The organism is Dactylosporangium sp. NPDC000555 (genome assembly GCF_040300025.1).
In the GTDB taxonomy this organism is placed as follows: Bacteria; Actinomycetota; Actinomycetes; order Mycobacteriales; family Micromonosporaceae; genus Dactylosporangium.
This window is the reverse complement of the sequence record NZ_JBEPDB010000029.1, coordinates 43,025-56,019: the sequence shown is the minus strand read 5'-3', so window position 1 is coordinate 56,019 and position 12,995 is coordinate 43,025. Positions and strand designations below refer to the sequence as shown.

General features: G+C 73.7%; 9 protein-coding genes. 7 read left to right on the top strand and 2 right to left on the bottom strand.

From position 1 onward, the window contains the following. The gene (gene fdxA / locus ABT297_RS19310; RefSeq protein WP_350551151.1) at window positions 1–327 is read left to right on the top strand and encodes a ferredoxin; all 327 of its coding nucleotides are present in this window, start codon (window positions 1–3) and stop codon (window positions 325–327) included. 35 nt (window positions 328–362) lie between these two features. Continuing rightward, on the top strand, window positions 363–1,436 hold the full coding sequence (gene dapC / locus ABT297_RS19305) for a succinyldiaminopimelate transaminase (protein WP_350551240.1): 1,074 nt from the start codon (window positions 363–365) through the stop codon (window positions 1,434–1,436). Between the two features lie 235 nt (window positions 1,437–1,671). Here the strand turns inward: dapC and dapD are convergent, their stop codons facing one another. Further along, complete coding sequence (gene dapD, locus ABT297_RS19300; protein ID WP_350551148.1) at window positions 1,672–2,625, bottom strand: 2,3,4,5-tetrahydropyridine-2,6-dicarboxylate N-succinyltransferase; 954 nt, start codon at window positions 2,623–2,625, stop codon at window positions 1,672–1,674. A 34-nt stretch (window positions 2,626–2,659) separates the two neighbouring features. On the opposite strand from dapD, the gene dapE reads away from it, so the two are divergent. Next, a complete protein-coding gene (dapE, locus tag ABT297_RS19295) occupies window positions 2,660–3,727 on the top strand; it encodes a succinyl-diaminopimelate desuccinylase (RefSeq protein ID WP_350551145.1) in 1,068 nt (355 codons plus the stop codon). Between the two features lie 369 nt (window positions 3,728–4,096). Here the strand turns inward: dapE and ABT297_RS19290 are convergent, their stop codons facing one another. After that, complete coding sequence (locus ABT297_RS19290) at window positions 4,097–4,891, bottom strand: DUF3152 domain-containing protein (RefSeq protein ID WP_350551142.1); 795 nt, start codon at window positions 4,889–4,891, stop codon at window positions 4,097–4,099. 70 nt (window positions 4,892–4,961) lie between these two features. On the opposite strand from ABT297_RS19290, the gene ABT297_RS19285 reads away from it, so the two are divergent. From ABT297_RS19285 to ABT297_RS19270, 4 genes are all read left to right on the top strand, one after another. Beyond that, window positions 4,962–5,741 (top strand): LOG family protein, encoded by a 780-nt coding sequence (locus ABT297_RS19285; protein ID WP_350551139.1) that lies wholly within the window; start codon window positions 4,962–4,964, stop codon window positions 5,739–5,741. A 1-nt stretch (window position 5,742) separates the two neighbouring features. Further along, window positions 5,743–6,303 (top strand): LOG family protein, encoded by a 561-nt coding sequence (locus tag ABT297_RS19280; protein WP_350551136.1) that lies wholly within the window; start codon window positions 5,743–5,745, stop codon window positions 6,301–6,303. 111 nt (window positions 6,304–6,414) lie between these two features. Continuing rightward, complete coding sequence (locus tag ABT297_RS19275; RefSeq protein WP_350551238.1) at window positions 6,415–9,543, top strand: ATP-dependent helicase; 3,129 nt, start codon at window positions 6,415–6,417, stop codon at window positions 9,541–9,543. A gap of 168 nt (window positions 9,544–9,711) precedes the next feature. Further along, window positions 9,712–12,990, top strand: coding sequence for an ATP-dependent helicase (locus ABT297_RS19270; RefSeq protein ID WP_350551133.1), 3,279 nt, complete (start codon window positions 9,712–9,714; stop codon window positions 12,988–12,990). The last annotated feature ends 5 nt before the right edge of the window (window positions 12,991–12,995 follow it).

The window sequence follows — 12,995 nt, the reverse complement described above, 5'->3', positions numbered from 1 at the left end:
GTGACATACATCATCGCCGAACCCTGCGTGGACCTGCTCGACAAGGCCTGCATCGAGGAGTGCCCTGTCGACTGCATCTACGAGGGCAACCGCATGCTCTACATCCACCCCGACGAATGCGTGGACTGCGGCGCCTGCGAGCCGGTGTGCCCGGTCGAGGCGATCTTCTACGAGGACGACGTGCCGGAGAAGTGGAAGGACTTCGTCGGCGCCAACTACACCTTCTTCGACGAGCTGGGTTCGCCCGGCGGCGCGTCGAAGGTCGGCAAGATCGAGAAGGACGCGCCGTTCGTCGCCGGCCTGCCGCCGCAGGAGCGCGACCACTGACCGGCACCGTTTCCGCAGCAGGGGCCCGGCGCGCACTGGCGGCCGGGCTGCCGGACTTTCCGTGGGACCGGCTCGAGCCGGCCAAGGCGGCGGCCGCCCGCCACCCGGACGGCCTGGTCGACCTGTCGATCGGCACGCCGGTCGACCCGGTGCCCGCGATCATCCGCGCGGCGCTGGCCGAGGCGTCCGACGCGCCGGGGTATCCGCTGACCGCCGGCACCCCGCGCCTGCGCGAGGCGATCCGCGACTGGGTGACCCGCTGGTGTGGCACCGGGTCCGGGTCGTTCGGCGTGCTGCCCACGATCGGCTCGAAGGAGCTGGTCGCCTGGCTGCCCACGCTGCTGGGCCTCGGGCCGGGCGACACCGTGGTGATCCCGCGGGTGTGCTACCCGACGTATGAGGTCGGCGTCCAGCTCGCCGGCGCCGACGTCGTGCGCGCCGACTCGCTGACCTCGCTCGGGCCGGCGCGCGTCGCCATGGTCTGGATCAACTCGCCGTCCAACCCGACGGGCCGGGTGTTGCCCGAGGCGCACCTGCGCAAGGTCGTCGAGTGGGCCCGCGAGCGCGGCGCGATCGTGGTCAGCGACGAGTGCTATCTCCCGCTGCCCTGGGAAGCGTCCCCGGTGTCGATCCTGTCGGTCTGTGACGGCGTGTTCGACAATGTGCTCGCCGTGCACTCGCTCTCGAAGCGTTCGAATCTCGCCGGGTATCGTGCGGGCTTCCTCGCCGGCGACCCCGCCCTGGTGGACGAGATCCTCGCGGTGCGCAAGCACGCCGGCATGATCGTGCCCGACCCGGTTCAGGCCGCCATGATCGCGGCACTGGGCGACGAGTCCCACGTGGACGAGCAGCGGGAGCGCTACGCGCGGCGACGCGCGATCCTGCGCGAGGCCTTCGAGCGCGCCGGGTTCTCGGTCGAGCATTCGGAGGCTGGACTGTATCTCTGGCTGACCCGCGACGAGGACTGCTGGTCCACGGTCGGCTGGCTGGCCGAGCGCGGCATCCTGACGGCGCCGGGCGCCCTCTACGGCCCGGCGGGGGAGCGGCACATCCGGGTGGCGCTGACCGCCACGGGCGAGAGGGTCGCCGCGGCGGCGTCCCGCCTCTGAGCGGCCACTGGCCCGGCACCGGCCGTCGTGGCGCTGACCGCCCACGGGCGAGAGGGTCGCCGCGGCGGCGTCCCGCCTCTGAGCGGCCACCGGCCCGGCAGCGGCCGCCGAGGCATTCGGCTACCGCGCGTGAAGCCTGGCGACGGACCGCTGCCGGGCCCATGGGCCGCCGCGGCGCGCGCCTGCGACGCCGCGGCGGATGGGCATGGGGACCGGCGGGCGCCGGGTCCGGGGCTCAGTTCGCGTGCAGGTCGGCGTTGAGCTCGATGCCGCGGCCCTGGCGCTCGCGCACCTCCAGGCGGCCGCTCACCGAGTCGCGGATGAAGAGCAGGTTGCTCAGGCCGGACAGCTCGCGCGCCTTGGCCACGCGGCCGTCGGGAAGGGTGAGCTTCGCGCCGGCGGTGATGTAGCAGCCCGCCTCGACCACGCAGTCGTCGCCGAGGGAGATGCCGATGCCCGAGTTCGCGCCGAGCAGGCACCGCTCGCCCAGGCTGATGGTCTCCTTGCCGCCGCCCGAGAGGGTGCCCATGATCGAGGCACCGCCGCCCACGTCGGTGCCGTCGCCGACCACGACGCCGGCCGAGATGCGGCCCTCCACCATCGAGGTGCCCAGCGTGCCGGCGTTGAAGTTGACGAAGCCCTCGTGCATCACCGTGGTGCCGGGGGCCAGGTGGGCGCCCAGGCGCACCCGGTCGGCGTCGGCGACGCGCACGCCCGACGGGGTCACGTAGTCGACCATCCGCGGGAACTTGTCGACGCCGAACACGGTCAGCCGGCGCCCGGCGCGGCGCTCGATCGCGCGCAGCTCGTCGACCTGATCGGGCAGGCACGGGCCGGCCGAGGTCCAGGCGACGTTGGCCAGCAGGCCGAACTGCCCGTCGAGGTTGGCCTGGTGCGGCCGGATCAGCCGGTGCGAGAGCAGGTGCAGGCGGAGATACACGTCCGCCGTGCTCACCGGCGCCTCGCCGAGCGACTGGATCTCGACGCGGACCACCTCCGTGCGCAGTCCCAGCAGAGCGCTCGAAGAATCCGGCAGATCAGAAATATCGGAGAAATCAGTGAGGGCGGTGGCGGTGGTGCCGAGGCCCAGGTTGCCTGCCGGGAACCAGGCGTCCAGCACCTGGCCCGAGGAGGTCACGGTGGCCAGGCCCAGCCCCCACGCGGGGGAGTCGATGTAGGCGGTCGTCACGTGACCGAACGCTACCCCATCTAGTGTCAAAGCCATGTTCACCCGTGATGTCCTCGCCGATCCCGTCGCCCTGACCCGTGCTCTCGTCGACATCGAGTCGGTCTCGGGCAACGAGGCCGAAATCGCCGACCGCGTGGAGGAGGCGCTCGCCGCCACCGACCTGAAGGTCGAGCGGTTCGGCCACACCATCGTGGCGCGGACCGAGCTCGACCGGCCGCAGCGCGTGGTCCTCGCCGGGCACCTCGACACGGTTCCGCTGCACGACAACTTTCCGTCGCGGACCGAGGACGGTCTGATGTGGGGCTGCGGCACCGCCGACATGAAGGCCGGCACGGCGATCGCGCTGCACCTGGCGGTCACCGAGGCGGCGCCGCGCCACGACGTGACGTATGTGTTCTACGAGTGCGAGGAGGTCGACTCGGCCCGCAACGGGCTGAGGATCCTCGCCGATCGCAACCCGCACCTGCTGACCGACGCCTCGTTCGCGGTGCTGCTCGAACCCACCCACGGCCTGATCGAGGGCGGATGCCAGGGCACGCAGCGTGTGCTGGTGCGCACCTCCGGCAAGCGCGCGCATTCGGCCCGGTCCTGGCTCGGCGAGAACGCCATCCACAAGGCCGCGCCGATTCTCGAGCGCCTGCGACGGTACCGCGAACGCATCGTCACCATCGACGGCTGCGAGTTCCACGAGGGGCTGAACGCGGTGCGGATCACCGGGGGCGTGGCCGGCAACGTGATCCCGGACGAGTGCGTGGTGGAGGTCAACTTCCGCTTCGCGCCCGACCGGGACGAGGCGGCGGCCGCCGATCACGTGCGCGAGGTCTTCGAAGGCTTCGAGGTCGAGTTCGTCGATTCGGCGCCCGGCGCGCTGCCGGGGCTCGACGCGCCGGCCGCCCGCGAGCTGCTCGCCGCGACCGGCCGCCCCCCGCGCGCGAAGCTGGGCTGGACCGACGTGGCGCGCTTCGCGGTGCTGGGCATCCCCGGCCTCAACTACGGCCCCGGCGACCCGAACCTCGCGCACAAGCAGGACGAGCACGTCGAGATCGACAAGATCGTCGAGGGCGCCGAGGTCATGCGCCGCTGGCTGCGCGCAGACGCCTGACCGGTCCGGAGCGAAGCGGAGGGGCCGGTCAGCATGGGCGCAGCTTGGAGGTCATGCGGCCGGAGCGCAGCGGAGGACGCCTGACCGGTCCGGAGCGCAGCCTGACCGAGCGGCCGCGACGAAGCGAGGACTACCGAGCGCTACACGGCCTCGGTCGGAGACTCCTCGGGTACCGAATCCAATTGACGCATCATCCGGCGGACCGCGACCACCTCGCGGATCCGCCGGTTCATCTGCCGCTTCCGGCGGTCTTGCTCTGTTCCCGTCATGCCCGGTCCCCCCTGCCCTGCCAACCGGTATATCGGGTAGGACGCGGCGAGAGGGCCGAACGTTGCCCCCTGCACCCGTTTTCCTACCGAAACCGGCCCATCATCGGGGCGCGGGTGGCCCGGTGACGAAGGTCTTGCCGTCCGGATAGGGCCACGCGTTGGCGACGCAGCCCTCCAGCCCGAAGCTCTGGCGCGCCATCACGGGGGCGAGGGCGCCATTGCGCGGGCAGACCGCGTGCCCGTTGCCGACGAAGTGCCCGACCTCGTGGTTGACGACCATGTTGCGGTACTCCGCCACGCTCGGATACCACGCGACCGCGAGCAGCCAGCGCTTCAGGTTGATGATGACGTCCCGGCCGCCGCGGCAGGAGACCTCGCCCTTCGTCCGCACGCCGCGCTGGGCGCACATGGTGTCGGTGGTCGACGGCGTGGCCAGGTGCACGGTCAACTCGCTCGCGCTGCCGGCCGGGACGCGCTGGAACGAGAACCGGCCGCCGGCGATCCAGCTGCGTGAGTCGCCGAGGGTGTGCTGCACGGCGTCGGCGAAAACCTGGGGATCCACGCCCGAGCCCTGCTCGGTCGCGACGACGTAGTGCACCAGATGTCCTGCGGTGCCGACGCGCTCGCCGCCGCTCGCCGCATAGTCGAACTTCCCGTTGCCCTTGCTCGGCACGCTCGGCACGCTCGACCGCGCCGATGAGGGGTCCGCCGAAACGGGTCCGTCCTCGAACACGGACGGTGAGGGCTCGGGCGCCTCCGAGGACGGGGCGACAGAAGGCGGCGCCGCCACGAGGGGTCCGGGGGGCGAGGACGGCCTCAGGCCGTACCAGATGAGGAGAGCACCCGCCAGGAGCACGCACAGCGGCGCGAACAGCAGCCATCGCCGACGCGTCATGGCGGTATTGGACCACGCCGAGGCGGGTCTGGTGGGCCCGGTCTCCTGTGATCCACGTACCGTGACAGGCATGAGCGAGCCCAAACACAGCCGGCCGCGGGAACGGCACCGCGGAATGGTGACGCTGCGACGCGACGCGATTCCGCCGAGTACCGCCGACCAGCGGCTGCTCGACTCGCACCTGCGGCACGAGTGGAAGACCAAGGACGCGTGGCGGGCGCTGCGCATCCTCAGTGAGTTCGTCGAGGGCTTCGACACACTCGCCGACGTGCCACCCGCGGTGAGCGTGTTCGGCTCGGCGCGCAGCAAGCCGGAGAGCCCGGAGTGGCGCATGGGCGAGGATCTCGGCGGCGCGCTGGCGCGGGCCGGCTACGCGGTCATCACCGGCGGGGGCCCGGGCGTGATGGAGGCCGCGAACAAGGGCGTGGCCGAGGCCGGTGGGCTCTCGATCGGGCTCGGCATCGAGCTGCCCTTCGAGCAGGGTCTCAACGAGTGGGTCGACATCGGCATCGACTTCCGGTATTTCTTCGCCCGCAAGACGATGTTCGTCAAGTACGCCCAGGCGTTCGTCGTGCTGCCCGGCGGCTTCGGCACGCTCGACGAGCTCTTCGAGGCCGTGACGCTGGTGCAGACCCGCAAGGTCACCAGGTTTCCGGTGGTGCTCATGGGCACCGAGTACTGGAGCGGCCTCGTCGACTGGATCCGCGGCACCATGCTGCCCGACGGCAAGATCGGGCCCGAGGATCTGGACCTGCTGTTCCTGACCGACGACGTCGACGCGGCCGTGCGGCACATCCAGGAGGCCGCCGAACAGCTGGAAGAGGACAACAAGCTGGTCGAAGGGGGCTGAGGTGGCGGCGATCGGTGTGTTCTGCGCCTCCTCGCGGCTGCTCGAGCAGCGGTGGCTGGACCTCGCGTACGACCTCGGCGTGGAGATCGGCCGCCGGGGCCACGGCCTGGTCTCCGGCGGTGGCTGCGTCGGCATGATGGGCGCGGTGGCCGACGGCGCCCGGGCCGGCGGGGCCCGCACGTACGGCGTGATACCGCAGAACCTCCTGGATCTGGAGGTGGCGGACACCAAGTCGGACGAGCTGGTCGTGACCGACGGCATGGCCTCGCGCAAGACCCTGCTGATCGAGAAGGCCGACGCGTTCATCACACTGCCCGGCGGCCTGGGCACGCTGGACGAGCTGTTCGAGGTCTGGACGACGGGCATGCTCGGTCTGCACCGCAAGCCGATCCTGCTGCTCGACGCGGACGGCTTCTACGCCGGCCTGCTCGAGTGGCTGGGCGGCCTGGCCCAGCACGAGTTCGTCCGGCCGTCGGCGATGTCGATGCTGCTGGTGTCGCGCGGCATCGACGAGTCGCTGGACCTGATCGAGGCGTCGCTGCTGGGCGTGGTTCAACGGTGACCTCGCGTAACCGGCGGTAATGTCGATGCGATGAATCGCAGGACAGCGTGATTGCATAGCCGCGTGACCGCGACAGCTTCCCCTCCGGGTCAGCGCCGTGCCTACCGGCTCGTGCGCCGCCCCCCGGTCGCGGCCGTCCCGGTCTACGCCGACCCCTGGCAGCGCCTTGTGATCGAGCACACCGCCGGGCCCCTGCTCGTGATCGGCGGGCCCGGCACCGGCAAGACGAGCACCCTCGTCGAGGCGGTCGCGGCCCGGGTCGACGAGGGGGGCGACCCCGAGGGGATCCTGGTCCTGACCTTCGGGCGGCGCGGCGCGGTGCGGCTGCGCGACCGGATCGAGGCGCGGCTCGGGCGCTCGAGCGGGCTGCGCACCACGGCGGAGCCGATGGTCCGGACCTTTCACGGATACGCGTTCGGGCTGCTGCGCCGCGCCGCCGTCGAGCGGGGCGAGGCCTCGCCCCGGCTGCTGACCGGGCCCGAGCAGGACCTGGTGATCCGCGAGCTGCTCGCCGGGTCGGCGGCGCCGTGGCCGGAGTCGCTGCGCGGCGCGCTCAACACGCGCGCGTTCGCCACCGAGCTGCGCGACCTGCTGCTGCGGGCGGTCGAGCGCGGGGTCGGGCCGGCCGGGCTGGCCGAGCTCGCCAGGGCGCACCGGCGCGAGGACTGGGCCGCCGCGGCGGCGTTCTTCCAGGAGTACCGCCAGGTCCTGGCGCTGCGCGACGCGACCGCGCGTGGATCGGCCGCCTACGACTACGCCGAGCTGGTGCGGGCGGCGAGCGTGATGCTCGCCGACGATGCCGACCTCCTGGAGCGGGAGCGGCGGCGGCTGTCTTATGTGTACGTCGACGAGCTGCCCGACACCGACCCGGCCCAGGTCGAGCTGCTCGAGCTCATCGCCGGCAACGGCAAGCACCTGGTCGCGCTGGCCGACCCGGACGCCTCGACGTTCGCGTTCCGCGGCGCCGACCCGGCGATCGTCGGTGACTTCGCCACGCGTTTCCCGGGTGCGGTACAGGTGACCCTGCCGCACTCCCGGCGGCTCGGCGAGGGGCTGCTGGCGCCGGTCGGGCGGATCGCCGCACGGCTGCGCGGCCCGTCCCGGCACCGGGCGATGCTGCCGCAGCGAAGCGGCGGCACGGCGGAGACACGCACGTTCGCGTCGGAGACGTCGGAGGCGGCGTATATCGCACACCGCCTGCGCGAGGCGCACCTGCTGCGTGGCGTGCCGTGGGCGCGCATGGCGGTCGTGGTGCGCTCCACCTCCCGACAGCTGGCGCCGCTGCAGCGGGCGCTGCACTCGGCCGGGGTGCCGACGGTGACCGAGGCCGAGGACCTGCCGCTGCACCTGCAGCCGGCGATCGCCCCGCTGCTGCTGCTCCTGCGGTGCGCGCTCGACGACACCCGGCTGGACGAGGACGCGGCGGTGGCGCTGCTGCACTCGCCGCTGGGCGGGGCCGACCCGCTGGCCGAGCGGCGGCTGCGGCAGGGGCTGCGCGCGCTGGCGCTGGCCGCCGGCGACCGGCGCGCGTCCGGCGTGCTGCTGCTCGCCGCGCTGCGCGACCCGGCCGAGCTGGCCATGGTCGATCGGCGATGGGCCGCGCCCGCCCGAGCCGTGGCCGGACTGCTGCGGCAGGCCCGCGACGCGGCGGCCCGGCCCGGCGCGACCGCCGAGGAGGTGCTGTGGGCGGTGTGGCACGCCGGCGGCCTGGCCGAGCGCTGGTCCGCCCTGAGCGCCCGCGGCGGGCACCGCGGCTCGGCCGCGGACCGGGACCTCGACGCGGTCGTGTCGCTGTTCGACGCGGCGGCCCGGTTCACCGACCGGCTGCCCGGCGCCGGCACCGACGTGTTCCTCGACCACGTCGAGGGACAGGACCTGCCGGCCGACAACCTGGCGCCGTCGGCGGACCGGGGCGACGCGGTGCGCATCCTCACCGCGCACGCGGCGAAGGGCCTGGAGTGGGACGTCGTCGCCGTCGCCGGCGTGCAGGAGGGCGTCTGGCCCAACCTGCGGCTGCGCGGCAGCGTGCTCGGCTCGGAGCTGCTGGTCGAGGTGCTCGCCGGGCGCGCGATGGAGACGATCGGGCGGCTGTCGGCGCTGCTGGACGAGGAGCGCCGGCTCTTCTACGTCGCCGTGAGCCGGGCCCGCGAGCAGGTGCTCGTCACCGCGGTCGTCTCGGGCGACGGCGAGGAGCAGCCGAGCCGGTTCCTGACCGAGCTGTCTTGGGAAGGACAGGACGCGGAGGACGCGGAGCTGGACGGGCAGCCGGCGTTCGAGCCGCCCCGGGCGCTGACGCTGCCGACGCTCGTGGCTGAGCTGCGGGTCGCGCTCGTCGATCCCGACACGCCCGAGGACCGCCGCGCCGCGGCCGCCGGGCTGCTGGCCCGCCTGGCCGCCGAGGGGGTAGGAGGTGCCGACCCGGACACCTGGTGGGGGCTGCCGGCCCTGTCCGACGACCGGCCGCTGGTCGACCCGGGCGAGCCGGTGCGGGTCACGCCATCGACCGTGGAGAGCGTCGACCGGTGCAGCCTGCGCTGGCTGCTGGAGCGGCACGGCGGCGCGCTGACCCCGTCGCCGGAGCAGTCGATCGGCAACCTCGTGCACGCCGCGGCGATGCTGGCCGCCGACGCGAGCGCGGACCGGGCGCAGCTGGTGGCGTATGTCGCCGACCGCTTCGACGCGATCGAGCTCTCCGCGCGCTGGCTGGCCGGCCGCGAGCGGGACCGCGCGGAGACCATGCTCGACAAGCTCATCGGCTGGCTGGCCGGCAACCCCCGCCGGCTCGTCGCGATCGAGCAGGACTTCCTCGTCGAGCTCGCCGACCCGGAGGCGCCGGTCGAGATCAAGGGCCGGGTCGACCGGCTGGAGTTGGACGAGCGGGGCCGGCTCGTGGTCGTGGACCTCAAGACCGGCAAGTCCATCCCCGCCAACGCCAACCTGGCCGAGCATCCCCAGCTGGCCGCGTACCAGGCCGCGATCGAGCTCGGCGCCTTCGAGGAGTCATCGATGCCGGGGGGCGCCTCCCTGGTGCAGCTCGGCGGCGAGACCAGCGCCGCGCGGGAGCAGGTGCAGCCGCCGCTCGGTGACGCCGACGACCCGAACTGGGCCCAGGCGCTGGTGCGGCGCACCGCGAGGACGATGGCGGCGTCGACCTTCAGCGCCGTGGTGAACAACAAGTGCCGCGTCTGCCCGGTGAAGACCTCCTGCCCCGTCTCTGGCAAAGGCCGGCACGTCGCATGACCGGTCCGGAGCGGAGCGGAGGGGCCGGTCATCGTGGGCGCAGTGTCAAGTCATGCCGTGGCCGGAGCGGAGCGGAGGTTTCGGCATGACCGGTCCGGAGCGCAGCGGAGGGGCCGGTCATCAGCTGGCTCAGTCTTCAGGGCATGCCGACGAGCGAAGCGAGGGGGCATGACCATTCCGAAGTACACGCCGGTGGAGTTGGCCCGGCTGCTCAAGCTTCCGGCGCCCACCCGGCAGCAGGCCGACGTCATCGCCGCGCCGATCGGGCCGCTGCTAGTCGTCGCGGGCGCCGGCTCGGGCAAGACGGAGACGATGGCCGCGCGGGTCGTGTGGCTGGTCGCGAACGGGCACGTGCGCCCGGAGCAGGTGCTCGGCCTGACCTTCACCCGGAAGGCCGCGGGCGAGCTGTCGCACCGCATCCGGCAGCGGCTCGGCCAACTGGTGCGCCGCCTGGGCCGCGACGACCTCATCGCGGGCGAGCCGACCGTCGCCACCTACCACTCCTACGCCGCCCGGGTGGTGCGCGAGCACGGCGTGCGGGCCGGCTTCGAGCCGTCCACCCGGCTGCTCACCGAGGCCGCTTGCTGGCAGCTCGCCGACGCGGTGGTGCGGGCGTACGACGGGGACATGACCGCGGTGTCGTCCGCGCCCTCGACCGTCGTCGACGCCGTGCTGCACCTGGCCGGCGATCTCGCCGAGCACCTGCGCGAGCCCGCGGACGTGGCCGCATGGACCGGACGGTTCTTCGCCGAGGTCAACGCGAAGAGCGGCAAGACGGTCAAGCCGGTGCGCGACGTGCTCTCCCGGCAGCAGGCGCGCCTGCAGCTTCTTCCCCTCATCCGGCAGTACTCCGAGAAGAAACGCCTGCTGGAGGCGATGGACTTCGGCGACCAGCTCTCCCGGGCGGCCACGGTCGCGGTCGCGCACCCCGAGGTCGGGCAGGTCGAGCGGGACCGCTTCCGGGTGGTGCTGCTCGACGAGTACCAGGACACCTCGCACGCCCAGGTCGTGCTGCTGCGCGCGCTGTTCGGCGGCGGGCATCCGGTCACCGCGGTCGGCGACCCGTGCCAGTCGATCTACGGCTGGCGCGGCGCCTCGGCCGGCACGCTGGACCGTTTCCCGACCGAGTTCCCGGTCGAGACCCGGGGCGGTGACACCGAACCGGCGCCGCTGCTGTCGCTGACCACGAGCTGGCGCAACCGGCCGGAGATCCTCGACGTGGCCAACGCGCTGTCGCTGCCGCTGCGCTCCTCCGGCGCCCGGGTCGAGGAGCTCGCACCCGCCGACGTGCTGGCCGAGCCGGCGTCCACCGCGACGGTGCACTGCGCGCTGCTCGACACGTACACCGAGGAGGCCGCCTGGCTCGCCGACCGGGTCCTCGCCTCGTGGCGGCTGGCCGCGAAGGTCGACCCGGACACGTTCCCGTACGACATCCCGGTCGAGGACCGGCCGTCGACCGCGGTCCTCGTGCGCACCCGGGCCCAGATCCCGGCGCTGGAGAACGCGCTGCGCTCGCGGGGCCTGCCGGTCGAGGTCGTGGGCCTCGGCGGGCTGCTGGACACGCCCGAGGTGCGCGACGTCGTCAGCATCATGCGGGTGCTCGCCGACCCGGCCGAGGGCGCCGCGCTGCTGCGCATCCTGACCGGCCCGCGCTGGCGGATCGGCCCGCGCGACCTCGTCGCCCTGTACCGCCGGGCCCGCGCGCTGGCCGCCGCCCGCCGCCACGGCGACGCGAACGCGGAGCCCGAGCTCGCCGACCGCCTCGACGAGGCCATCCTGGTCGAGGCACTCGACGACCTGGGTGAGCCGGAGGCGTACTCCGCCGAGGGACACCACCGCTTCGTGCGCCTCGGCGCCGAGCTGCGCGCCCTGCGCCGCCGCCTCGACCAGACGCTGCCCGACCTGGTCGCCGACCTGGAGCGGGTCACCGGCCTCGACGTGGAGGTCGCGGCCCGCCCTGGCGACGCCGGCCTGGGCCGCGGTCACCTCGACGCGTTCAGCAACATCGCGGCCCGCTTCGCCACGGAGTCGGAGGGTGCGACGCTGAGCGCGTTCCTGGCGTTCCTGGCCGCGGCCGAGAACGAGGAGCGTGGCCTGGCGCCGGGCGAGGTCGAGGTCGTCGAGGGCGCGGTGCAGATCCTCACCGCGCACGCGGCCAAGGGCCTCGAGTGGGACGTCGTGGCCGTCGCCGGGCTGTGCGCCGACGTCTTCCCGGGCCCCAGCAACGCCGGCGACCACTGGCTGCGCGGCCTGGGGGTGCTGCCGTTCCCGTTGCGCGGCGACCACGCCGGCCTGCCGACGCTGGACCTCTCCGGCGTCGCCGACGTCAAGGGCGTGGTGAACGCCCTGGAGACGTTCAACCGGGACTGGCGCGAGCACGACGTGCGGGAGGAGCGGCGGCTGGCGTACGTCGCCGTCACCCGCCCCCGCCGGCTGCTGCTGGCCAGCGGGTACTGGTGGGGAGAGGGCGTCAAGCGGGCCCGCGGCCCGTCGGTGTTCCTGGAGGAGATCCGCGAGCGCTGCCTGGCCGGCGCCGGGGTGGTCGACGCGTGGGCGCCGAAGCCGGAGTCCGACGCGCAGAACCCGACCGCGTTCGACGTGCCCAGCGCGAGCTGGCCAGCCGACCCGCTCGGCCCCCGCCGGCCGCTGCTGGAGGCGGCCGCCGCACTGGTCCGCGCCGCCCCGGCGTACGACGTCCCGTCTTCCGATGCGCACATTGACCCGGCGCCCGACGCGCCGGAGGTGGCCGATTCGGTGGTGGTGCCCGATTCGGTGGTGGTGCCCGATCCGGTGGTGGCGCGCTGGGCCGCGGAGGCCGGGCTGCTCCTGGCCGAGCGGGCCCGGCTCGGCCCCCGCGCGGACGCCGCGGTCGAGGTGTCGCTGCCCGGGCACCTGTCGGTGTCGCAGCTCGTGGCCCTGCGCCGCCCGCTGCCGGCCCGCCCCGACCCGTATGCCCGCCGCGGCACGGCCTTCCACCACTGGCTGGAGCAGCGCTTCCGGGCCGAGCGGCTGCTGGATCTCGACGAGCTGCCCGGCGCCGCGGACGAGGGCGCCGCGCCGGACGCCGCCCTGAGCGAGCTGCAGGCGCGCTTCCTGGCCGGCGAGTGGGCCGACCGGGTGCCGTTCGACGTGGAGGTGCCGTTCGCGTCGGTCATCGCGGGCGTCGTGGTCCGCGGCCGGATGGACGCCGTGTACCGCTACCCGGACGGCCGCTACGACGTCGTGGACTGGAAGACCGGCGGCCGCCCGGCCGGCGCCGACGCCACGGCCGCGGCGGTGCAGCTGGCCGCGTACCGGCTGGCCTGGGCCGAGCTGCGGGGCGTGCCGCTCGACACGGTGGGTGCCGCGTTCTTCTACGTGCGCAGCGGCGAGACGGTCCGCCCGGCCGACCTGCTCGACGAGGACGGCCTGCTCGCCCTCATCGCCTCGCTGCCCTCGTCCCGATAGCCCCG

Excerpts from the sequence above, each read along its gene's own strand:
- dapE (WP_350551145.1), top strand. The coding sequence starts at position 2,660 with ATGTTCACCCGTGATGTCCTCGCCGATCCCGTCGCCCTGACCCGTGCT.
- ABT297_RS19290 (WP_350551142.1), bottom strand. The coding sequence starts at position 4,891 with ATGACGCGTCGGCGATGGCTGCTGTTCGCGCCGCTGTGCGTGCTCCTG.
- ABT297_RS19285 (WP_350551139.1), top strand. The coding sequence starts at position 4,962 with ATGAGCGAGCCCAAACACAGCCGGCCGCGGGAACGGCACCGCGGAATG.
- ABT297_RS19270 (WP_350551133.1), top strand. The coding sequence starts at position 9,712 with ATGACCATTCCGAAGTACACGCCGGTGGAGTTGGCCCGGCTGCTCAAG.